The following is a 22,604-nucleotide window of genomic DNA, read 5'->3' on the forward strand; positions in this document are numbered from 1 at the left end:
TATTTTATTATCATTATAATTCAGTTTTGCTCACCATTTGGAATGAAATGTGCTTGAACCCGGTAAGCAATGCTATGGAGGAATAATAACGGCATTTAAAACTAAACAAGCTCAGGCAGATGAAGAAATTTTTTATGCAACTTCCATTGCCCAGGAAGTTGATGCTAATAGCTGTAATACCACTGATTTGTCTCATCTATTTTGGCGTAGCAGTATTTAATAAACAAACCGCAGATATTGATACCATTGATAACCTGGTCCGCAAAGTCACTACGGCTACGGCTATCATGAAGGTAGCAGACGAAATACATATGGAGCGCAGAAATAGCGTGAATTATGTAATACAAACCGGTAGCCTGAATGATCTCCTCACACAACGCGCCAAAACAGATCTTGCCATCGATGCCGTAAAAGGTCGTTTGCTGGCAAGCGACAGCCGTTTCTTCCAGTACTCACTGTTGAATACGCTCCCCAAAAAGCGTAAAGACATCGACAATAAAAGTATGCCCCAACGGGAAGTGCTGGATTATTATTCCAATCTTATTTTCCGTTTGAACGACCTGGCCAACACCAATACACCAGATATTCCTGCGCTGAAAGGATTGCAGCAAGACATGAATGCACAATACCTGCTGGCGCAGATGTCGGCCTACCAGGGCATGATACGCATGGATATCTACTATTTCATGCTGAAAAAAGAGGTGTGGCCGGACGACTTTGCCCGTATTGAAAACAATACGGATATGTACAACTCTCTCCGGGCAGAACTGGTAGATAAAGCTACTCCACAGGTAGTGAAAGACTTTCAGAAGATGGAAGCTACCAACGAGTACACCATCACCACCAACTTCATCAACAGTACTATTACTGCCCGTAAAATAGATACCCTCTTCAATGCCGATTCATGGTGGGATAATTCTTCTCTGGCGGTAGACCAGATCAAGCAATTACAACGCACCGTCATGGATAAGGTGAGCAGGGATGCCAAAGCCATTTCGCAGAAGGAAAATGACCTGAAAACCCGCTATCTTGTTGCTCTCGTGCTGATTGTGGTGTTGGTGGTTGCTTTCGTTTCTATCACCATCAAAAGCATTACAGATAGCCTGGAACTATTGAGAAACGCGGCCGTTAAAATAGCGAAGGGCATTCCCGGATCTGCTCCCGAAATACATACACGGGACTCCATTGGAAGCCTTGCCCGTTCTTTTGTCGCAATTGATCAAGCCAGCCAGGAGTTATCTGTTGCGGCAGACAGCATCGGCAAAGGGAATTTTAATATTGATTTGAAGCCCCGCAGCAACGACGATGTACTGGGACATGCCATCGTACAAATGGCTGCCGATCTCAGGAAATTCCGTTATCTGAACGACCAGAAAATATGGGTGCAAACCGGGTTGAGCAACATCAGTGAAACCTTGCTGGGAGACAAAGATATGGCCACCCTCAGCCAGGATGCGCTGACTGATATGGTGCGATATACCGGGGCACAAACAGGAGTATTGTATGTCAGGTATGCGGCAGAATTACATTTGTCTGCCGGTTATGCGCTGTCTACAACGCATCCTGCACCACCCGTTATAGAAGTAGGTAAAACCTTGCTGGGCCAGCAGGTATTGGAAAAGAAACCACTTTACCTCGAGAAAGCTCCTAATGATTTCCTGCATATTGCTGGTGGTACCGGCGCTGCACATCCCGGTTACATATTGATTATTCCATTGGTTCATGCCGGTATCACAGAAGGGGTGATTGAAATAGGTTCTCTTTATCCATTCAATGAAAACGTTATCGACTTTGCACAACAGGCATCTGTTAATATTGCCGTTGCACTGCAAAGTACCAGGAGCCGCACCCGGCTGCAGGAATTGCTGGAAGAAACGCAGGCGCAGGCAGAAGAATTGCAGACCCAGCACAGCGAACTGGAAAGCATGAACGTAGAACTGGAATCACAGGCACAGAAGCTGCAGGTATCAGAAGAAGAGCTGAAAGTACAACAGGAAGAACTGATGCAATCCAACGCAGAACTGGAAGAAAGAAGCCGCCTGCTCGAAGAAAAAAACCAGATCATCGTAGAACGTAACCTGGATATACATAAGAAAGCAGAAGAGCTGGCACTCAGCACCCGCTATAAATCAGAGTTCCTGGCTAATATGTCGCATGAACTGCGCACGCCGTTGAATTCTATCCTGCTGTTATCAAGACTGTTATCTGAAAATCATGACCTTAATCTTAATGGCGATCAGATAGAATATGCGCAGGTAATTAACAGTTCCGGTAAAGGATTGCTCACACTGATAGATGAAATACTGGATCTGTCGAAGATAGAATCCGGTAAAATGGAGCTGGAATACGGAGACGTATCCATTGCAGACATATGCTCCAATATGCAGGCGCTATTTGAGCCAATGGCCAAAGAGAAAGGGCTGCAACTGGTATTACATACGGCTGCCGGTGTGCCTGCTACGATTGAAACAGACCAGGTACGACTGGAACAGATTTTGAAAAACCTGTTGTCAAATGCACTGAAGTTCACCGCGCGGGGTTCAGTGCGACTGGAAGTACAAACAACAGAAACACCGCAGCAGATTCGCTTTGCGGTAAAAGATACCGGTATAGGTATTCCGGAAGATAAACAACAGGTGATTTTTGAAGCCTTCCAACAGGCCGATGGTTCTACCCGTCGCAAGTATGGCGGCACCGGGCTGGGCCTCTCTATTAGCCGGGAACTGGCCAAATTACTGGGTGGAGAACTAAGTGTGACCAGTGTGAGCAATGAAGGCAGTGAATTCTCCATCACTATTCCGGTGACCCGCAAAGCAACTACGCCAGCCAGTGATCCTTTCGTACTGCCGTCACCGGTAGTAGAAGCGCCAGGTGGTACATCTGATACACAGCGTTTCCTGTCGCCTGTTATTCCCGAAGGCGTGTACGATGACCGTGGCCTCATTAAAAAGGGAGAGCCGGTCATCCTCATTGTAGAAGATGACACCCATTTTGCCAAGGCCTTGCTTGATTTTACACATGCAAGGGGGTATAAAGGGATTGTGGCGGTAAGGGGAGATGAAGCCGCAGAATTGGCGCGTATCTATAAGCCTATCGGCATTTTGCTGGATATTCAGTTACCCATAAAAGATGGCTGGCAGGTGATGGAAGAATTAAAAAATGATCCGCAAACCCGGCCGATACCCGTGCATATCATGTCTTCCATGGAAGTTAAAAAAGAAAGCCTGCTGAAAGGCGCGGTAGACTTTATCAGCAAGCCGGTAGACATGGAAAGTATGCAACTCATTTTTGAAAAAATGGAGTTTGTATTGCAACGGTCTACTAAAAAGGTGCTGATACTGGAGGAGAATGCCAAACACGCCAAGGCATTGGCGTACTTCCTCAGCAATTATGAAGTAAGTTCAGAGATCAGTGATAACGTGGCCGATGGTGTATCATTGCTGCAGCAAAAAGATGTTGATTGCGTGATCCTGGATATGGGTATCCCGGATGCAAAAGCTTACGAAGCACTGGAAATGGTGAAGGAAATAAAAGGATTGGAAAATCTGCCTATTATCATCTTTACCGGTAAGAGCTTGTCGAAATCAGAAGAACAACGTATCCGTCAATATGCGGATTCTATAGTTGTAAAAACGGCACATTCCTATCAGCGTATGCTGGATGAAGTATCGCTGTTCCTGCACCTGGTGTCGGAGAATGCGCCAACTGCTGCCGGAGGAAATGGAAAAATGGGGATGTTGAATGAAGTATTGAAAGATAAGACGGTGTTAATTGCCGATGATGATGTTCGCAACATCTTTTCTTTAACCAAAGCACTGGAGAAACACCAGATGAAAGTATTGTCTGCTGTAGATGGAAAAGAAGCGCTGCAACAGCTTAATGATCATCCGGCAGACATTGTGCTCATGGATATGATGATGCCTGAAATGGACGGCTACGACGCCATTGCTACTATCCGTAAAAAGCCGGAATGGAGAAACCTGCCGATTATTGCGGTTACGGCCAAAGCCATGATGGGCGATCGCGAGAAGTGTTTGCAGGCAGGTGCCTCCGACTATATTTCCAAACCAGTAGATGTGGACCAGTTGTTGTCGCTCTTACGGGTATGGTTATACGATAAAGCCATGAAATAGTTGTATGGAACAGAAACAAGTGCTAATAGTAGATGATGATACGCGCAATATTTTTGCGCTGAAAGCCGTGTTGAAATCCAGGTCTATTCCTTGTTCATCAGCTGGTACCAGCGCGGAAGCCTTGCAGTTGTTATCGGCCAATCATAACATTGGTGTAGTACTGATGGATATTATGATGCCGGATATGGATGGGTATGAAACCATTGCGGCGTTGCGTGCCATGCCCTGGAATCATACTTTACCGGTGATTGCGGTTACTGCCAAAGCTATGGTAGGCGACCGCGAAAAGTGCCTCGAAGCAGGCGCTGACAATTATATTTCCAAACCTATTGATGTAGATGAATTACTCTTGCAGCTACATCAATATTTATCTGTGTAAACGTGAGCAGGAACCCGATAAGTGAGTCTGAAGTAAATTTGCTGCTGAACGATGTACTGGAAAGGTACGGATACGATTTTACAGCATATGCACCTGCTTCCATAAACCGGCGGGTGAATCACCTGTATGTGACAGATCGTTTTCCCAGTTTTGCAGAATATCGTTATCGCATTATTTCTGATCCGGCTTATGCCCTGCGTTTTGTGGAAGAGATTACTGTGAATGTGACCGAGATGTTCCGGGATCCTTTGTTTTACCAGGCTTTGCGTACACAGGTGTTGCCTATACTGGCTACTTATCCGTTTATTCGTGTCTGGCACGCGGGCTGTTCTACCGGCGAAGAAGTATATTCTTTTGCCATCCTGCTGAAGGAAGCCAGGCTGCTACATAAAGCAGTGATCTACGCCACAGACATCAATGCCAGTGTGCTGGAGAAAGGACGAAAGGGAATATTCCGGTTATCGCAGATGCAGCAATATTCCCGTAATTACATGGAATCAGGAGGGAGAGAGGATTTCTCCGCGTATTATACAGCTAATTACGAGTACGTGAAATTCCGGGAAGACCTGGGAGAGAAGATTATTTTTTCACCACATAACCTGGTGACAGATGGGTCTTTTAATGAGTTTCAGCTCATCATATGTCGCAATGTATTGATTTACTTTAATAAGCAATTACAAGACCGGGTATTAACCTTGTTTAGTGATAGCCTGGAGCAGCTTGGGTTTCTGGCATTAGGCAGTAAGGAAACACTTAACTTTACCAGTGTAACCGGTAAGTTCAGGCAACTGGAAAGCCGGGAGAAAATCTGGCGGAAAATGCAACTGTAATGACGAAATAATAGTCCTTATGACAACAGCGCCGTATTTAATTGTAATTGGTGGTTCAGCAGGGGGGCTACAACCCATACTCACCTTGCTGCCGGGACTCACTCTTTCGCTCAACGCAGCTGTTATTATTGTTTTACACCGGCAAAGCCAGTACGAATCTGTATTAACAGAATTGTTGTCTGCCAGGTCATCATTACCGGTAAAAGAGGCTGCTGAAAAGGAAGTGCTGCTGCCGGGCGTTATTTATATTGCGCCAGCTGATTATCACCTGTTGATTGAACGTGATCATACTTTGTCGCTGGACGATTCAGAGAAAGTGAATTTCAGTCGTCCCAGTATAGACGTTACTTTTTTGTCAGCTGCGCTGGCCTATCGTAGCAATATGGCTGCCCTGCTGCTGTCTGGTGCCAACAACGATGGCACGGAAGGATTAATAGATGTACATGAGGCCGGCGGCACTACCGCAGTGCAGGATCCGGCCACAGCAGAAGTAGACTATATGCCCCGCCAGGCTATTGAGCTGGCGCCGGTAGATATTATCCTGCAGCCAGGAGAAATGGCTGGTTTTATAAACGAGATAGCAGGTGTATAACAGGGATGTTATGACCATTTAAACAAGTTTGACGTATGATTTTAATTGTTGATGATAAACCGGAGAACATACTGTCTATCAGGAAAACACTTGAACTGTACCAGTTTGAAGTAGATGCTGCTTTGTCAGGAGAGGAAGCGCTGCGGAAAATATTAAAACATAATTATACCCTCATTATCCTGGATGTACAAATGCCCAGCATGGATGGCTTTGAAGTAGCAGAGGCGCTTTCAGGGCACAGTAAAGCAAAGGATATCCCTATTATATTTTTATCAGCAGTTAACAAAGACAAAAGATTCATTGTAAAAGGATATGACTCCGGCGGTATTGACTACATCACCAAACCCGTAGATCCCGATATCCTGTTGATGAAGGTGAAAACTTTTTCCCGCCTTTACCAGCAATCGCAGGAGCTGAAGCAAATGCATCAGTCGCTCAAAGAAGAAGTGGAAGTGCGCAAGCTAGCGCAGGAAGCGCTGATAGCGCATCAGCAGCAGGTAAATGAAATGCTGGAACAAAAGGTGCGGGAAAGGACAGAAGAATTAAGAGAGATCAATAAATCCCTGGAAGCCAGTAACCACGATCTGCAGCAATTTGCCTCGGTGGCCTCTCATGACCTGAAAGAACCCCTGCGTAAAATTCAGCTGTTTGGAGCCATTTTAAGGGATAAGTTTTTACAGATGGACCCCAGCGGGCTATCGTACATGGAGCGCATTGTAGGGTCTTCTGAGCGCATGGCCAGGCTCATTAACGACCTGCTGAATTATTCCCGTTTATCCGTTACCAATATATACGAAGTAACAGATCTCAACCACGTAGTGAGCGAAATTCTCAGCGACCTGGAGTTGATGATTACAGAGCGGAATGCGGTGATATCTGTAGGGCCTATGCCTACCATAGAAGCGGTGCCGGGGCAAATACGACAGGTGTTCCAGAATATTATCAGCAACGCCCTCAAGTTTTCCAGGAAAGATGTACCCCCGGTTATTGACATCAGCGCTGAAATAGTGACCGATTTAAACCCCGACAGCGCAGCCTTTGCCCATGGTCAGTATTGTCGGATTGTAATCCGTGACAATGGAATAGGCTTTAATGAAAAATATCTCTCGAAAATATTTACCATATTCCAGCGCCTGCACGCCTCTGAATTATATGAAGGAACCGGCATTGGGCTGGCCATCGCTAAAAAAGTAATAGACAAGCATAATGGTATTATTACAGCCAGGAGTAAGGAAGGAGAGGGAGCTACCTTTGTGATGGTATTGCCATTGCGGCAGGGGAAAAACAATGAAGCATAAAAAAAGCCTGTAAATCTTACGATCTACAGGCTTTCTTAGTGGAGGATAGCGGGCTCGAACCGCTCACCTCAAACATGCCATGCTTGCGCTCTACCAGATGAGCTAATCCCCCATATGTCAAATTTCCCCTTGCGGGAGTGCAAAAATATATTTTTTATTGTAAACACCAACATTTTATAAAAAATCTTTGAAAATTCCTTCTACGGTTTCTTTCAGATCCTTTAACAATAAGGGTTTACGAAGCAGTTTTATCACCATTGGATTGGCGTTGGTGCGGGTAATATCGCCATAATCCAGGGAAGACGACACCATTACGATGTGGCATTGCGATTTCACTTTGTGTGGATAAGCATCAAAAGCCTGGAGAAATTCAAATCCATCCATCTCCGGCATTTGTATATCCAGCAGGATAACGGTGGGAGGTATTTTGGGTAAAGCGATATTGGAAGAAAGAAATTCCAGGGCCTTGTTGGCATTGGCAAATGAAAGAACCGTTCTGCTGATTTGTTGAAATCCAATCAACTTCTCATGCAGTAATAAATCAATCTCATTGTCATCTATCAATATGACACGCAGGTCAGGTATCGAATTCATTTCTGTTGGGGATGGTAATTTCAAATTGGGTGCCTTCACCGTACTTAGACTCTACATTGATGGTTCCACCGATTTTGCTGAGTGCTTCTTTCACAATATATAAACCAATACCACTGCCCGGTTTATTATTGTTTTTGGAGCGGAAAAACATCTTAAAGATATTATTCAGGTGCTCACTCAAAATCCCGATACCGTTATCACGTATGCAAATAGTGGCTTTGTGAGGCTCTACTTTCACGGCCAGGTTCACCATCGGATGGGTTTCTTCCGGTTTTTGATACTTAACAGCATTTGAAATCAGATTGTTTAAAATAACACTGATCCGGAAGGTATCTCCCCTGAATTCTACTGCCTGTTCTACCTGGGTTTCAAATACAATATCGGTGTTCTGTGGCTTAAAGGCAGTGATACAGTCATTTAACAGGTTACGGAAATCAATTTTTTCATATTCTAATTCCAAACGGGAATTACGGTAGTATTCAATGATCTTCTGTATAAAATCATCCAGTTTCAGCACACAACTTTCCACCATATTGATATACCCGTTGGGATCTACCACGGAGTTATCAAGCCTGGAGAGGTTGATAATACCCAACACCGACATCAATGGAGAACGCAGGTCATGCGAGGTGGAGTAAATGAAGCGGTTTAACTCATCATTGGTTTTTTCCAGCTCTTCTATTTTTTCCCGCAGTTGCTTACGGGTACGGTAGATCTCGTAGGCGTTGTTGATGGTTTTATGCAGCTCGTTTTCATCCCACGGCTTTTTGATATAGGAATAGATGTGGCCTTTATTGATGGCGTCTATGATATCTTCCACATCGGTATAACCGGTCAATAAAATGCGCATCGGATCGGGGAGGATATCTTTTATTTCATTAAAAAAATCCACACCGGTAGATACAGGCATTTTCTGATCGGCAATAATGATATGCACCATGATCTCTTTCAGCAGCAGTTTCCCTTCCTGTGCCGAGGTAGCCGTATAGATTTCATAACTTCTCCGGAAACTCGCCTTGAATGCGTTGAGGTTATGGATCTCATCGTCTATGTATAATATTCTAATGCGGTTTTCTCTCATTAAAAGACCTTATGGTTAATTACGATAAATGGTTTGATATGTTCAGAGGTAAATATATAATAAATTCTGCTCCTTCTCCGGGGGCCGAGTTGACAACAATTTTACCCCGGTGCTTCTCTATAATACTGAATACGATAGATAAACCCAGCCCGGTGCCTTCACCTACATCTTTGGTGGTAAAGAACGGATCAAAGATCTTTTCCCTTACAGCTTCAGACATACCAATACCAGTATCTTTGATCGTAATCACAACAAAGGAGTTTTCCTGCGCTGTTTTTATAGAGATGAATTCGTTGTGATGTTCTTTCTTGCTTTTAATAGCATTCAATGCATTAGAAAAGATGTTCATGAACACCTGGTTGATTTTCCCTGCATAGCATTCTATTTTAGGCAAGCTGGCGTAGTCCTTAACGATGTTTACATAAGGAGGAATAGCATTGCGCAACAATACCAGCGTGGAGTCCAGTCCCTCATGAATATCGATCGACTTCACATCACTTTCATCGAGCCTGCTGAAGGTACGTAATCCTTTTACGATTTCTGCGGTGCGCGCTGCACCATCTTCGATTCCTTTTATCAGGGAAGAAATTTCTTCGTGTATATAATCGATATCGATTTCCCTTTTGAACTGGGCAATGTCTGCCAGCGTTTTAGGCACATCGCTGCTGTGGGGCAATTCATCGTAGCGATTCAGCAACTCTTTCAGATCTGCGATATCCAGTTTCAATGGTTTGATATTGGAGGTCACGAAGTTGATCGGGTTGTTGATTTCATGGGCAATGCCGGCTGTGAGCTGACCCAGCGATGCCATTTTCTCTTTTTCAACCAGCCGGGTTTGTGCATCTTTCAGGTTAGTCAGCGCTGTATTCAGTTCCAGGTTGGTGGCCTGCAGGTCTTCCGTTCTGTCTTTTACCTTGGTTTCCAGTATGATATTTTGTTCTCTTACCAGTCTTTCGTTTTCCTGTGAAATAGCCAGTGCCATTTGTTGGGAGGCTTCTTTTTCTGCTTTGAAAACGTTGATCTTATGGGCCAGCGCAAAAGACAGCAGCAGTACTTCACAACCGGATCCTATCTGCAGCGCGTAATAAGTGAAGTTATTATACGGCAGCACATTAAAGTTACGGAGTACGAATATAAAGATGCTGATCAGGAACACAGACCAGGCCAGGAGGAAGTACCTGGCGGCATTAACACCTTTCAGGCTGATGCGCCATGCTACTACAAAAGCCATGGAGGCAGCCAGGAAAGCGGCTATCTGCACCATTATCTGCGCATAGGTGTACTGATCTGCGAACGTGGGAATAAAGCAAAGCAGGTATAAACCTATCACCACATTCAACAATGTATGCCCGAGCGAGTAATTGATTTTGGTAGACAGGAACTTCTGTATGAATATCACGGCAGTCAGTCCATTGAAGATGGGCACCAGCACGGTAGCATGCATGGCCAGCCAGGGACTGTTGGGATAAAGGAAACGGAAGGAATAACCTTGCAGCGTTACCTGGGTAAGCCCCACGCAGATAATATAGCTCACATAAATCAGATAGCTATTGTCGCGGGTGGAGATATAGATAAATAGATTATAACACGCCATGGCGATAATAACGCCCACGTATATACCAAAAATCAGTTCCCGTTTATTGTTTTTTTCATATACGGTTTCAGGTGTACCCAGGTAAATTGGCAGCTGTAACTGCTCGCCTGCTCTCACTTTAAGATAGTACTCCCTTGTTTCGTTAGTGGGAACCTGGATTTGAAATTGATAGTTCTGATGATCGTAGCCCCTGTTTTTATAAGCGGTGAATTCACCCAGCCGGGTGGCTTTAGTACTCCCATCCGGTAACATTTCATACAGCGTGATATCATCGATAATCGGATACTCTACTTCCAGGAACAGCTGTGGCGACTTAGTCCGGTTAAGAATAGAAAACCTGGCCCATTGGGTATAGGGTGTGATCTGGAGATTGGGTACTTCCTGGCCGGAAGGTTTAAATTGTTGTTGCCTGACGCCGTCTAAAGTAAGTACATTATCCTTGTCGGTATATAAGGAAAGTGCACCGCCTATCTGTATCAGTGCCTTACTGTTGTTATACACAACAGGTTGTGCTGTTGTCGGAAACAGGAATAGGAGGGTAAAGATTGACCATAAAACAACAATCTTAGACAACATCACTTTAAAGAGATTAATTATGAGGCTTTAATTTAAACTTATTTTTTTAATTATGTGATAGAGTGTGCATGTGAAGGGATTTTAAGGCTGTAATTTACCTCATAGGACCCTTTTGGTCCAACTTCAATTTTTGATTGAATAGGATTTTCCCGCAAATCAGCGATCAACAGCTTTTCTTTAGGATCTGCATAGGGCAGTTCATAAGGGTCGGTGATTATCATTGCGGTAGCAAGGAAGTCATCTTTCGGATAGAAGAACGTACCATTGTTACCCAGTGATTCATCAATAACGAAGCCTACACGTTTGCCTACGCGGGTGGTGATAGGCGCACACAATACGTGATAGGTATCTATGGGCAACTGGGCGCCCAGTACCACGCCTACCCTGGCCAATACCTGGCTGCCAATTCCCATTCCTGCTACTTCTTTTGAATTCCACATGCCACAGATTTCAGCACTTCCTTTTTTTACGTAAGAGTAGATCTTTTCGTCGTATTTGCCAATCGCTGTTTCAATAGGGAGTGGTAATACGCCGTCTGCAATCTGAACACGAGCTCCCCCATATGTTTTGGTACGTGTGTCGTCCTCAACAATGATCACTATCGTGTTTTCGTGTTGCATCCAGTCTGCGCTGCCGGAGGTTACCTGGGCAATACCAAAATAAATTTCCAGCAACTTGAGGTGACCAGTATAAAATCTCATACAAGCCTCAGGATCATCCGGAGCCCTAAATACCCTTACATTAATCATGACATTTCGGAATAGCGCTTATACAAGGCGTAAGTATGTTAAACAATCAACTGCTCAAAATCTATATAATACCTGCCTGAGCTTTTTAGCTGATCCAGGGCGATTCGTCGACATGTATCGGCCACCAGTGCGCCTCCCAATACCACGGAAGAAGCCAGTTGTGGCCAGGTTGTAATGGTTTTACCAATTTCACCTAAAGAATATTTAAATCTGGCGGAAGCATTTTTTAGGCCCAGCATCGGACCGAAGATGGGGAGCTTTTCCGCATCTGAGAGGCCTTTCAGCGTGGCAATGTCTACTTCCGGAATTAACCCGTGCATCAATGGCCGATCCGGTTCCAGGTCAAAGCGTTCAATGTCAATCATCCCCCGGTCATTCATTTCCATGACCACGGGAATCCCTAATTCTTTTGCTTTTATTCTGCTTAATATTTTAATATCTACGCCGTCACATTCTTCCACAAAAATATCCAACTGGCCATCTGCTGTAAAGAAATCGTCCATATTGGCTGTTGTCATCCCGTCTTTATAAATCTTTACTTTAATAAAGGGGTCAAGCTCTGCTATTTCACGGGCGGCAATCACCACTTTGGGCGTTTGCAAGCTATGTACTCCGGCGCGGATCCGGTTCATGTTGGTCAGTTCCAGGGAGTCAAAGTCCGCCAGTCGCAGTTCTCCACAGATTCTTTCCATTGCCAGCGTTAATGCGATCGATTGCCCTACAGATAAACCAACAATACCGATCTTCTTTTTCGACAATATGGCAATTTCCGCAGCCGTGATTTTGTGCTGATTCCGGCTGGTACGCAGCTCAATGAACTCAGCCTCATCCACCAGGTGAACCAGGCGATCTATCCAGGAATAATATACCCATACGCCAAAGTGGTCTATAGGGGTTCCTCCCAGGTAAGCCTGCACCAGCTCATCATATTCCCCTGGAGTCAGGCGCTTAGTAGGATTCCTGATTTTCATCAACTCCTTTAGCTGGGAATAAATATTATCATTAATACGAATGTGTGGACGGGATTTTAAAAGGGCTTCAAATGCCTGAAGATCTTGTGCATGCTTTAAATCGTAAAAAACAGGCTTGTAGTCGTTATGCTCATCCTGTTGTAGCCTGATGTACTCTTGTATCATGTTTCCTGCTTTATCGCGGTAGTGCTTGGTCTAGCCGGCACTTGATTAGTTTATCCTTGTGAACAGCAAGCAACTCACATTGCTCAATAGTTTGCTTCGTAATCAATATGTTTATGTAGTCGGTTGTTACGTTGGCGCATTGGCGGGTTAATGAACAGGTGACTTGCTTACCTGCCAGGCCCGGGATAAATATGTCTGGCAATCATAAAGTTAACTACAAATAATCTTTGTAATCAAGATATGAATGTAAGGTAAAATAGTAATTTAATATGAAAACTACCCAAAAGTTTTCCTTTAATTTGATATTAAATTCCTGTTTTTATACTTTTATCTTAGTTTTAATATCACTTTCCATCTCTTCCCACCAATAAGATTTGGTTTAATATTTGAGGCCTCTTGCGCCTGACTTCGATCTTTATTACACTCTAATATATATTAAAAATAGTAAATATGGATAAGAGAGAATTCCTCAAGCTTACCAGTTTTGCCGGCGCCGCCATTCTGAGCGGGCCATTGAGCAGCCTGGCCTCTTCCTCTTCTTCAGTATCCGGCCAGCCGGCTTTTGCCGATCCTAAAGCACCCTTTGTTCTTCCTGCTTTACCCTATGGATACGATGCACTGGAACCCAACATCGACAAACTTACGATGGAAATCCACCACGACAAGCATCACGCGGCCTATGTGAAAAACCTGAATGAAGCCATTGCAGGTAGCGCATTTGCCAGCCTTAGCCTGGAGGAAATACTTAAAAAGGTAACGGATAAGGATAAACCAGCGATTCGCAACAATGGCGGCGGACACTATAATCACTCTCTCTTCTGGACACTGTTGTCGCCCACAAAGCAAACACCTTCAGAAAAACTGAAAACGGCCATCTCCCAATCCTTTGGAAGCTGGGAAGCTTTTCAGACCCAATTCAACGATGCCGCCAAAACCGTTTTTGGTTCCGGCTGGGCATGGCTGATTGTGACTCCCGGTAAAAAACTGGCAATCATTAAAACGCCCAACCAGGACAACCCGCTGATGCACAACATCGTGAAAGATACGGGCACGCCTATCCTGGCCCTGGACGTATGGGAACACGCCTATTACCTCAAACATCAGAACAAGCGCCCGGAATACATCGAGGCATTTTGGAACGCTGTTAACTGGGATGAGGTGGAAAAGCGCTATAACGCCGCTTCGTAAGAGCAGAAAGCATAAAGCAGAAAGCAAAAAGCTATTGAGGCGATTGATTAAAGCGGATAATATATTCGCTTTAATCAATCGCCTCAATAGCTTTTTGCTTTCTGCTTTATGCTTTCTGCTTTTCGCCTTCAGGTCTTACTTCCGTTTCAGGAATACAAACCCATTTTTTTCCCCGATTACCTCCAGGTTAGGATGCTGCCGGTATGGCTCGCTATCCGTAATGCGGCAAATGAAATACGCCGGTTTGTCTATCTGCCCGTTCAGCAGCCAGTCCAGGTTATAATAATTCTTATTGGTATGTGGTTGTTCCCGGGTATAGTAATGTTGCGCATAACTGTGATAGCCCAACGCTTTTACATATACATCTTTACCCTGCAGGGAGATGAAATAGTCAATAGCCGCCCGTTGGGAATAAGCTTCTATCTTGGGAACAAAATGTACAACGGTTACCTGTATCACCACAATAGTGCTGAGAAACAGGCAGAGCAGGCCTTTAACAACCTGTTTACGAACCAGCAGTACACCGCTGATGACCACTAAAATCATATAGCCCACCCCGTAAACGGATTCCGTTACCGACCAGGGTACAATCGCCTGCAGATTGGCCAGCGCAAATTTGTCACCGATGTAGGGAATGAGCATATCTTTATACACACCTACCAGCGGAAGCAGGGCGATGGCCAGCCCTAATACCAGGCCAATGAAAAATATCAGGGCAATGTTCCAGCCTTTTAATAGTTGTTTGCCTTCGGCAATTTTATATACCTGCCATGCCGCCAGGAAAGACAGCGGGAAGTAACAAAGCGAAGAGTAGTGTACGATCTTGGTTTTAACGATAGAAAAGAGAATCAGCACTACCCAGAATAATACCCACATCCATATCTTGAAATCCTTCATTTCTGTAGCAGCAGGTGTAGAATAGATTGTTTTCTTTCTGCGCTGTAAATAGGAGAAGAGGAAAGTGCTGGCAGGGAAACAGCCTATCAGCAATACAATCCAGTGGTAGAGGAACGGTCCGCCATGACCGGCGTCCTCTGTTGTCAGCAACCGGATCTGGTAAGCCACAAACTCGTTGACAAACCACCAGCCATGTGCCACAATTTCATAGCCAAACCACAGGAGCGTGGTGAGACTGGCAAATAAGGCAATCAGCCCCAGGTGAGCAAAGCCGATACCGATTTTGGCCTTGTTCCAGAGCCAGTATACCAGTAACGTCAGCAACGCTACAAGAATGGCCACCGGCCCCTTTGTCAGTACGGCCAGCCCCAGGAATAAACCACTGAGTATAGCCATCCTGTAAGGCCTGCTATTATAAGTAATGCGATAAGCAAAGTAAATGGAAAGGAATATAAAGAAGTTAAAAGTAGGGTCAATAATACCCGACTTGAAGTAAAAGTGTGGTAACCAGGAACCGGCATATACCAATGCCCACCAGAAACCCAGTTTCTCGTCTACCAGTCTTTTACCAATAGCAAACAGACTCACAATAGTAGCAACACCAATAATCGCATTCGGAAAACGTGCCGCGAAATCATTTACGCCAAAAATCATCATACTTCCCACCTGCATCCAGATGAATAATGGTGGCTTTTCCCAGAAAGGACGGAAGTCGATTTGTACCTGGCTATAGTTGTGACTTACTATCATTTCCCTGGCTGCTTCCGCAAAATTAATTTCGTCCCAGTCAAACAAGTGTACAGCGCCCAGAAATGGTATGAATAGCAAAGCCGCTACCAGGGCAATCAATAGATATTTCATTAACAGTTTTTATCGTTGGCATACCAGGAATTGCTACAAATACAACGGATTTGCAAATAGATGCAGCGAATCAGTTATCCGCCTACATCTATCCGCAAATCCGTCATCAGTAACGCGTACCTGTAATTTATTTAGGTGGTTGTATTAGCCTGTAGTACCGCTTCAGCACATACTTCAGGCGACGATGATGTATCCCTGAATTTAAAAAATCCATATACGGTAATCGTACTAAGTGTGCCTACAATGCTTCCCACGTATACATCGGCGAAGAAATGCTGCGCCAGATAAATACGGGAATAGGCCGCACATAAGGCCATTCCTATTAACAGTAATCCCAGCTTTTTATTGCGTGAAATTACCGCCAGGAAGCTGAACATCCCGAATGCAGCGGCAGAGTGTCCGGAAGGGAAACTGCAACTGCTATGCACTGTAACCCATTTTACTGTATGTACAAGGGTTGCCGTTTCATCGCCAAAATAGCTAATGGGCCTTGGTGCATTAAAATAATGTTTGGCTACCTGCACAACGAGGGTCACCAGCAGTAATACTGCCAGTCCAATAAAAAATAGTCTGAATCTCTGCGTTACCAGCATCAGAAACAAAACTATTCCAAACATAATACCGTCGCCGAGGTAAGTCAGCCCCGTGACAACTACATCCGCCCAGTTGGAATGTTCCCCGTTAATACTCAGGAATAATTCTCTTTGGCTGTACGTTGCCAGCAACACTCCGCCTACTATGACCCATAGTAGGAAAGGCAGAAAGAAGTAAGCATTCTTTCTGAACAGTGTAAACAGCGTTTTCAATTCTGTAGGTTTTAAATTGTAGGTTGTTTTTTAAATCTTCGTAAGAACTTCTTTACTTGTTGAATAACGCGAAAATAATACTCTTTATTAAATAGCTGCGAATCATTCATGGCTTTAACAATTAGAAAACCTGCAATAGGCAGCAGCACTATGTTAGATAACCACATGCCCGACCATGTAAACATCACTCCACTTTTCGCCATTTTCTCGCCGATCATGAAAAATACGTTAAATATCACAAAGAAAATTACAGCAAACACCAATGGGGTACCCAAACCACCTTTCCGGATAATAGAACCCAGTGGGGCACCTATCAGGAACATTACCACACAGGCTGCAGCCAGGGTGAATTTGCGCTGCCATTCCACTTTGTGCTGTATAATAAGATTGTGCTTGTCTTCATACTCCAGGGTGGGCTGGTCCAGGGCGCTCACCGTTTCCCGCAGATTTTGTTCTGATCTTTCCAGTACAGAGCGGCGGCTTTTATCGGGCACAATTTCTTCAAAACGTTTCACCTTCAGCGGAGGAGCAGTGGCAGCCCAGGCACTGTCTTTCCATTTGAAAAACGGGTATCGCACCGTCACATATGCATTAACAGTTTTGCTGAATTGTTTTTCGGCTTTCTGCATAGAGTCGATGGCCATATCCAGTTGCCGCACATTCAGCATTTGCTGGTTAGACGCAAACAGGTCCATATTTAACCGGTTAAAGGCAAAAGAGCTGAGGTCAAATGCTTTACTGTATTTTTTAAATCCTTGCCTGATCATATCGCCGGGAACAGTATAGCCGCGGTTACCTCTTTCCTCATATCGCCAGCCATTTTCCAGTACAAAGTACAGGAAACGCTTGTTGGCGGTGAGTACCATCTGCCCTTTTTCCGCCAGGATCATGGCATTCCCGTTTTTATGATCAATGATCATAACCTGGTGGATGGTTTGATTGTCTTTATCTTTTTGAGCTACTTTGATGGTGTAATCAGGAATATCTTTATAAAAAACGCCGGCTTTAATGTTAAATGCGGGTTTGGAATTGGTGATATCGTATAATAGCGATTTAGCCTGCAGGTTGGCTACAGGAATCACATAGTTGGCAAACAGGAAGGCCAGGAAAGCGATAATGGTACAAACAAACAATAAGGGGCGAATAAAACGTAACAGGGAAATACCAGACGATTTCAATGCCACCAGTTCGAAGCTTTCACCGAGGTTACCAAAGGTCATGATAGACGACAATAATACCGCCAGGGGAAGGGCAAGGGTTACCAGAGTGGCACTGGTATATGAAATCAGCTGAATAATGACACCGGTATCCAGGCCTTTACCCACCAGGTCATCCACATACTTCCAGAGGAACTGCATTACCAGCACGAATAAGGTGACAAAAAAGGTGGCAACAAAAGGACCCAGGAATGTTTTGATGATGAGTTTGTCGAGTTTTTTCACTGATAATGCGGTATTAAAAAATTGGAATCCCGATCTTCGTATTTTACTATTTCAGGATGCTACTAAATGGTAAAGTTAGCACGATTTCACAAAGGAGTGTTAAGCCCTACCTGAAAATACCGTTAAAATTATATGGAAAATTTTGATTTAACGCCGGAAGAAGCCACCCTTGTGGGGAGTGCGCACTTTATCCAGTTGAAAAACAGCGCAATAGATAAAGTAATGGGACTGATGGGGAACCTGGAGCGGGCGCTGGCGGCTTACGACCGGGATACTGATTTCCCTTTTCAGCCGGAATGGTTGTTACAGGGAGGTAAGATTTCGAAGGGGGAGCAGTACAAAGGTTTACCATGGGTAATGCTGGATTATCCCCGATTTTTCCATAAAACAGGCATTTTTGCATTTCGTACCATGTTCTGGTGGGGACATTATTTCAGCGCTACCCTGCACTTGGCGGGTAATGTAAAGGCGCATTTCAGCACTGCCTTAAGGGAGGCTTATTTGAAGCTGGCGGAGGCCGGATTTCAGGTTTATGTACAGGAAAATCCCTGGGAGCATGATTTCGAAAATGGGAATTACTGTTTCATAGACACGCTTAGTTTAGATGAGTGGAAAACGCTGGTTAGCCGTCATGATTTTATTAAGTTGGCTAAGCCCTTCGTGCTCGATCATTGGGGCGAAATAATTACTGACGTAGTGAAGGCATATGCAACGCTACTCAATGTACTTGACAATCAACGCGGTATTTAGCTGCCGATGCGGTGGAAGAGATCTTTCACCTGGTATCCCCATAGCTGACTTTGGTCCTTTATTTCTTTCTTCTCAGCGAAATCTTTTACTACCAGGATAGTTTCATTCGTTACTTCAGAAATTTGTATACGGAACTCAAAATATTCGTCTTTGGGAGCATGCGTCCAGTGCAGCCGGATGTACTCATCTTCCTCTTGTTCCAGGACTTCTGCTTCTTCTGCAGTACCATTCCAGGAGAAGGAAAAAACATTATCTCTGAAATCAACTCTATCTGCAAACCACTCCTGTAAACCAGCGGGTGTAGATAAGAATTCATACAGGATACCGGGTGAGCACCTTACCGGAAATTCTAACTCATAAAGCACTTTCTTAGACATCTCTCAAATAATTAGTAAATCAATATCATCCAGTTGCAATTATAGAAAATATTTTACTCTGTCAAAATAATTTACGGTTTTTTTTTAAAGAATGCATAAAAAGTTTATACGCCTTAATAAAACTATATATATTATCGTTTTAATAAATATTAAAATTTAACATATGGGACCGCCTGCTGTTTCGCCTTTATAGTGGCGAATTTCCACGAGAATTGCAAGCCCTTAATGATCAATCGATTTTATTTGTAAATGATCTAAAAACAATAGATTTTTTTTGGTTGCTTTCTAAAAAAAGTTATTTTTGTCAGGCATTCATCAAATCTTAACTTTTTCTTAACCTGTAACTGTTCCGACTCTATGTCAATGCGCCAACTTAAAATCACTAAATCCATTACCAACAGGGAGTCTCAATCCCTGGAAAAGTATTTACAGGAGATTGGGAAAGTGGATTTAATTACGCCGGAAGAAGAGGTAAACCTGGCTATCCGGATCAAGCAGGGCGATCAGAGAGCGTTGGAGAAGCTTACAAAAGCCAATCTTCGCTTTGTGGTATCTGTTGCGAAACAGTACCAGAACCAGGGCTTGTCGCTCAGTGACCTGATCAACGAGGGGAACCTCGGGTTAATTAAAGCTGCTCAACGTTTTGATGAAACGCGCGGTTTTAAATTCATTTCTTACGCAGTATGGTGGATTCGCCAGTCTATCCTGCAGGCATTGGCAGAACAATCCAGGATTGTTCGTCTCCCGCTGAATAAAGTGGGCCTGAGTAACAAGATCAGCAAGGCTTATTCCCAACTGGAACAGGAATATGAAAGAGAACCGTCTCCTGATGAATTAGCCACCATCCTCGAAATCAATACGGAAGAAGTGGAAGCTACCCTCGGTGTAGCTGCCCGCCATGTATCCATGGATGCGCCGTTTATTGATGGAGAAGATAATTCCCTGCTGGATGTGCTCGAGAACCCGAACGCTGTCAGCGCAGATGAAGAACTGGATCACCACGATTCACTCCGCCGCGAAATAGAACGTTCCCTTTCCACGTTAACGGACCGTCAGAAAGATGTGATCATGCTGTACTTCGGTATTGCAGTAGAACATCCGATGTCGCTCGAAGATATTGGCGAAAAATTTGGCCTCACCCGCGAACGGGTGCGTCAGATCAAAGACAAAGCCATCACCAAACTGAGAACTACTTCCAGAAGTAAGTTGCTCCGCAACTACCTCGGATAATTGATATAATTTTTTAAGATTAGCGAAGACAGAAGAGGCTTTTTCCTCATCTGTCTTCGCTAATCTTTTTTTATCACCAGGTAAAACCAGCCGGTAAAATCACTTAAATCCTGTTTTCAGACAAAATCCGGTAAAAAAATATACTTTTGCAATCCGTTTAAAATACCAACAATGTTTGAATCATTATCAGAGAGACTCGATTCCGCGTTTAAACAGCTTAAAGGGGAAGGTCGGATTTCCGAAATAAACATAGCCACTACTGTTAAAGAGATCCGTCGTGCACTGGTAGATGCGGATGTGAACTATAAAATAGCCAAGGAATTTACTGATAAGGTAAAGGATAAAGCGCTGGGTGAGAAGGTATTAACCTCCATTTCTCCCGGACAGCTGATGGTGAAAATCGTAAAAGACGAACTGGCAGAACTGATGGGAGGCACTGAGGCTGAGTTTGATCTCAAAGCCAATCCTACTATCGTATTGATCGCAGGTTTGCAGGGTTCCGGTAAAACCACGTTCTCCGGTAAACTGGCCAGTTTCCTGAAATCTAAAAAGAATAAGAAACCTTTACTGGTAGCGGCAGATATCTATCGTCCGGCAGCGATTGACCAGTTGAAAGTGCTGGGAGAGCAGATCGGGGTAGAAGTATATAGCGAGCCGGAAAATAAAAATGCCGTACAGATTGCTGAAAATGCGATCAGGCAGGCAAAAGCCAATAATAACAACGTCATCATTATCGATACTGCCGGTCGCTTGGCGATCGATGAAGCGATGATGACCGAAGTAGCCGCCGTAAAAGCAGCGGTGAAACCACAGGAAATCCTGTTTGTGGTGGATTCCATGACCGGCCAGGATGCGGTAAACACCGCGAAAGCGTTTAACGAACGCCTGGACTTTACCGGGGTGGTACTGACCAAACTGGACGGTGATACCCGCGGTGGTGCTGCATTGACCATCAAATACACCGTAGCGAAACCGATCAAGTTCGTGAGCATGGGTGAGAAACTCGATACCCTCGATGTTTTCTACCCTGAGCGTATGGCACAACGTATCCTGGGCATGGGTGATATCACCACCCTGGTAGAACGTGCACAGGCGCAGTTCAATGAAGAACAGGCTAAAAAACTCGAAAAGAAAATCCGTCAGAACCAGTTCGATTTCGATGATTTCAAGGAGCAGCTACAACAGATCAAAAAAATGGGTAACCTGAAAGATCTGATGGGCATGATCCCTGGTGTGGGTAAGGCGGTGAAAGACCTGGATATCAGCGACGATGCTTTTAAAGGCATTGAAGCCATGATCAACTCTATGACGAAGGCAGAGCGCGCCGACCCCGATATGATCGACGGAAGCCGCCGCAAACGCATCGCGAAAGGAGCCGGGAAGAACATCCAGGACGTGAACCAGTTTATGAAGCAGTTTGAGCAAATGCGCCAGATGATGAAGATGATGAATAAATTTGGCGGCGGTGGTAAGGGTTTGAAGGGAATGATGCGTTAATACGATCAAATCGACATAAATTTTTTTTGCAAATACCAACTTAGTGGTTACATTTGCATCCCTAATTAAACAATATTTCCTAACTCGCAAAAAATAACTCGACTTATTTATGCCAGTAAAAATCAGACTGCAGAGACATGGCGCGAAAAAAAGGCCTTTCTATTTTATCGTAGTAGCCGACGCGCGCGCACCAAGAGATGGTAAATTCATCCAGAAAATTGGTACTTACAATCCTTTAACAGTTCCAGCTTCTATCAACATCGATACCGAAAAGGCATTGCGTTGGTTACAGAAAGGTGCACAACCTACTGATACTGTTAGAAGAATCTTGTCATTCAAAGGTGTATTGTATTTGAAACACCTGTTAAGAGGTGTTACTTTGAACCTGTTCGATGAGCCTACTGCTTACCAAAAGTTCGCACAATGGCAAGCTGAACACGAACAAAAAGTTTCTGCCCGTCGTGACGGTCACAAGAAAGCTCGTATGGCTGCTCCAATCGTAAGAAAGGTAGAAGACACTCCAGCTCCTGCGACTGAAGCTCCAGCAGAAGGCGAAGGTACAGAAGCATAAAACGGCGACGTTTTAACAATACC

The 22,604-nt window shown here is 44.3% G+C and carries 19 protein-coding genes and 1 tRNA gene; 10 read left to right on the plus strand and 10 right to left on the minus strand.

All coding sequences use genetic code 11. The annotated features are described in order from the left end of the window. Positions 1 to 119: 119 nt before the first annotated feature. From J7623_RS30245 to J7623_RS30265, 5 genes are read left to right on the plus strand one after another with little or no spacing between them, the layout of a single operon-like run. On the plus strand, positions 120 to 4,133 hold the full coding sequence (locus J7623_RS30245; protein WP_291928636.1) for a response regulator: 4,014 nt from the start codon (positions 120 to 122) through the stop codon (positions 4,131 to 4,133). A gap of 4 nt (positions 4,134 to 4,137) precedes the next feature. Then, on the plus strand, positions 4,138 to 4,512 hold the full coding sequence (locus tag J7623_RS30250; protein ID WP_291928639.1) for a response regulator: 375 nt from the start codon (positions 4,138 to 4,140) through the stop codon (positions 4,510 to 4,512). A 2-nt stretch (positions 4,513 to 4,514) separates the two neighbouring features. Beyond that, positions 4,515 to 5,342, plus strand: a complete 828-nt coding sequence (locus J7623_RS30255; RefSeq protein WP_291928643.1) for a protein-glutamate O-methyltransferase CheR — start codon at positions 4,515 to 4,517, stop codon at positions 5,340 to 5,342. A gap of 19 nt (positions 5,343 to 5,361) precedes the next feature. Further along, entirely contained in the window at positions 5,362 to 5,934 is a 573-nt protein-coding gene (locus J7623_RS30260) for a chemotaxis protein CheB (RefSeq protein ID WP_291928646.1), read from the plus strand. Between the two features lie 35 nt (positions 5,935 to 5,969). Then, on the plus strand, positions 5,970 to 7,232 hold the full coding sequence (locus tag J7623_RS30265) for a response regulator (RefSeq protein WP_291928649.1): 1,263 nt from the start codon (positions 5,970 to 5,972) through the stop codon (positions 7,230 to 7,232). 39 nt (positions 7,233 to 7,271) lie between these two features. Here J7623_RS30265 and J7623_RS30270 read toward each other — a convergent pair. The 6 genes from J7623_RS30270 to J7623_RS30295 form a co-directional block, all read right to left on the minus strand. Next, positions 7,272 to 7,344 (minus strand) — tRNA-Ala (locus tag J7623_RS30270). 62 nt (positions 7,345 to 7,406) lie between these two features. Then, positions 7,407 to 7,826 (minus strand): response regulator, encoded by a 420-nt coding sequence (locus tag J7623_RS30275; protein ID WP_291928652.1) that lies wholly within the window; start codon positions 7,824 to 7,826, stop codon positions 7,407 to 7,409. Further along, entirely contained in the window at positions 7,810 to 8,907 is a 1,098-nt protein-coding gene (locus J7623_RS30280; RefSeq protein WP_291928655.1) for a hybrid sensor histidine kinase/response regulator, read from the minus strand. The genes J7623_RS30275 and J7623_RS30280 overlap by 17 nt, the downstream gene beginning before the upstream one ends. 19 nt (positions 8,908 to 8,926) lie before the next feature. After that, entirely contained in the window at positions 8,927 to 11,077 is a 2,151-nt protein-coding gene (locus J7623_RS30285; protein ID WP_291928658.1) for a 7TM diverse intracellular signaling domain-containing protein, read from the minus strand. Between the two features lie 50 nt (positions 11,078 to 11,127). After that, positions 11,128 to 11,778, minus strand: a complete 651-nt coding sequence (locus J7623_RS30290) for a hypothetical protein (protein ID WP_291928662.1) — start codon at positions 11,776 to 11,778, stop codon at positions 11,128 to 11,130. A gap of 86 nt (positions 11,779 to 11,864) precedes the next feature. Further along, positions 11,865 to 12,962, minus strand: a complete 1,098-nt coding sequence (locus J7623_RS30295; protein WP_291928664.1) for a ThiF family adenylyltransferase — start codon at positions 12,960 to 12,962, stop codon at positions 11,865 to 11,867. Between the two features lie 450 nt (positions 12,963 to 13,412). On the opposite strand from J7623_RS30295, the gene J7623_RS30300 reads away from it, so the two are divergent. Next, positions 13,413 to 14,150 (plus strand): superoxide dismutase, encoded by a 738-nt coding sequence (locus tag J7623_RS30300; protein WP_291928668.1) that lies wholly within the window; start codon positions 13,413 to 13,415, stop codon positions 14,148 to 14,150. Positions 14,151 to 14,285: 135 nt separating this feature from the next. Here the strand turns inward: J7623_RS30300 and J7623_RS30305 are convergent, their stop codons facing one another. The 3 genes from J7623_RS30305 to J7623_RS30315 all read right to left on the minus strand — a co-directional run bounded on the left by J7623_RS30305 (position 14,286) and on the right by J7623_RS30315 (position 18,156). Beyond that, positions 14,286 to 15,908: a glycosyltransferase family 39 protein gene (locus tag J7623_RS30305; protein WP_291928671.1), complete on the minus strand. Its 1,623-nt coding sequence runs from the start codon at positions 15,906 to 15,908 to the stop codon at positions 14,286 to 14,288. A 131-nt stretch (positions 15,909 to 16,039) separates the two neighbouring features. Next, positions 16,040 to 16,714, minus strand: coding sequence for a phosphatase PAP2 family protein (locus tag J7623_RS30310; protein ID WP_291928675.1), 675 nt, complete (start codon positions 16,712 to 16,714; stop codon positions 16,040 to 16,042). Positions 16,715 to 16,725: 11 nt separating this feature from the next. Continuing rightward, on the minus strand, positions 16,726 to 18,156 hold the full coding sequence (locus J7623_RS30315; protein WP_291928677.1) for an LptF/LptG family permease: 1,431 nt from the start codon (positions 18,154 to 18,156) through the stop codon (positions 16,726 to 16,728). A 132-nt stretch (positions 18,157 to 18,288) separates the two neighbouring features. Here J7623_RS30315 and J7623_RS30320 point away from each other — a divergent pair, with 132 nt between their 5' ends. Beyond that, on the plus strand, positions 18,289 to 18,906 hold the full coding sequence (locus tag J7623_RS30320) for a hypothetical protein (RefSeq protein ID WP_291928682.1): 618 nt from the start codon (positions 18,289 to 18,291) through the stop codon (positions 18,904 to 18,906). Here J7623_RS30320 and J7623_RS30325 read toward each other — a convergent pair. After that, a complete protein-coding gene (locus tag J7623_RS30325; protein WP_291928686.1) occupies positions 18,903 to 19,283 on the minus strand; it encodes an START-like domain-containing protein in 381 nt (126 codons plus the stop codon). The two genes, J7623_RS30320 and J7623_RS30325, sit on opposite strands and share 4 nt — an antisense overlap. Positions 19,284 to 19,646: 363 nt before the next feature. Between J7623_RS30325 and J7623_RS30330 the strand changes: the two genes are divergently transcribed. From J7623_RS30330 to rpsP, 3 genes are all read left to right on the plus strand, one after another. Beyond that, positions 19,647 to 20,513: an RNA polymerase sigma factor RpoD/SigA gene (locus J7623_RS30330; protein ID WP_079473598.1), complete on the plus strand. Its 867-nt coding sequence runs from the start codon at positions 19,647 to 19,649 to the stop codon at positions 20,511 to 20,513. Positions 20,514 to 20,684: 171 nt separating this feature from the next. Then, a complete protein-coding gene (gene ffh, locus J7623_RS30335) occupies positions 20,685 to 22,010 on the plus strand; it encodes a signal recognition particle protein (RefSeq protein ID WP_291928693.1) in 1,326 nt (441 codons plus the stop codon). Between the two features lie 109 nt (positions 22,011 to 22,119). Then, entirely contained in the window at positions 22,120 to 22,581 is a 462-nt protein-coding gene (gene rpsP / locus J7623_RS31810) for a 30S ribosomal protein S16 (protein WP_145660373.1), read from the plus strand. Positions 22,582 to 22,604: the final 23 nt, after the last annotated feature.

This window comes from Chitinophaga sp. (genome assembly GCF_017745275.1).
Classification (GTDB): Bacteria; Bacteroidota; Bacteroidia; order Chitinophagales; family Chitinophagaceae; genus Chitinophaga.

Bases quoted from the DNA above. Each gene is read 5' to 3' on its own strand.
- J7623_RS30265 (WP_291928649.1), top strand. From the start codon at position 5,970: ATGATTTTAATTGTTGATGATAAACCGGAGAACATACTGTCTATCAGG.
- J7623_RS30300 (WP_291928668.1), top strand. From the start codon at position 13,413: ATGGATAAGAGAGAATTCCTCAAGCTTACCAGTTTTGCCGGCGCCGCC.
- ffh (WP_291928693.1), top strand. From the start codon at position 20,685: ATGTTTGAATCATTATCAGAGAGACTCGATTCCGCGTTTAAACAGCTT.
- J7623_RS30325 (WP_291928686.1), bottom strand. From the start codon at position 19,283: ATGTCTAAGAAAGTGCTTTATGAGTTAGAATTTCCGGTAAGGTGCTCA.
- J7623_RS30250 (WP_291928639.1), top strand. From the start codon at position 4,138: ATGGAACAGAAACAAGTGCTAATAGTAGATGATGATACGCGCAATATT.
- rpsP (WP_145660373.1), top strand. From the start codon at position 22,120: ATGCCAGTAAAAATCAGACTGCAGAGACATGGCGCGAAAAAAAGGCCT.
- J7623_RS30320 (WP_291928682.1), top strand. From the start codon at position 18,289: ATGGAAAATTTTGATTTAACGCCGGAAGAAGCCACCCTTGTGGGGAGT.
- J7623_RS30280 (WP_291928655.1), bottom strand. From the start codon at position 8,907: ATGAGAGAAAACCGCATTAGAATATTATACATAGACGATGAGATCCAT.
- J7623_RS30260 (WP_291928646.1), top strand. From the start codon at position 5,362: ATGACAACAGCGCCGTATTTAATTGTAATTGGTGGTTCAGCAGGGGGG.
- J7623_RS30330 (WP_079473598.1), top strand. From the start codon at position 19,647: ATGCGCCAACTTAAAATCACTAAATCCATTACCAACAGGGAGTCTCAA.
- J7623_RS30305 (WP_291928671.1), bottom strand. From the start codon at position 15,908: ATGAAATATCTATTGATTGCCCTGGTAGCGGCTTTGCTATTCATACCA.
- J7623_RS30285 (WP_291928658.1), bottom strand. From the start codon at position 11,077: ATGTTGTCTAAGATTGTTGTTTTATGGTCAATCTTTACCCTCCTATTC.
- J7623_RS30295 (WP_291928664.1), bottom strand. From the start codon at position 12,962: ATGATACAAGAGTACATCAGGCTACAACAGGATGAGCATAACGACTAC.
- J7623_RS30290 (WP_291928662.1), bottom strand. From the start codon at position 11,778: ATGAGATTTTATACTGGTCACCTCAAGTTGCTGGAAATTTATTTTGGT.
- J7623_RS30245 (WP_291928636.1), top strand. From the start codon at position 120: ATGAAGAAATTTTTTATGCAACTTCCATTGCCCAGGAAGTTGATGCTA.
- J7623_RS30275 (WP_291928652.1), bottom strand. From the start codon at position 7,826: ATGAATTCGATACCTGACCTGCGTGTCATATTGATAGATGACAATGAG.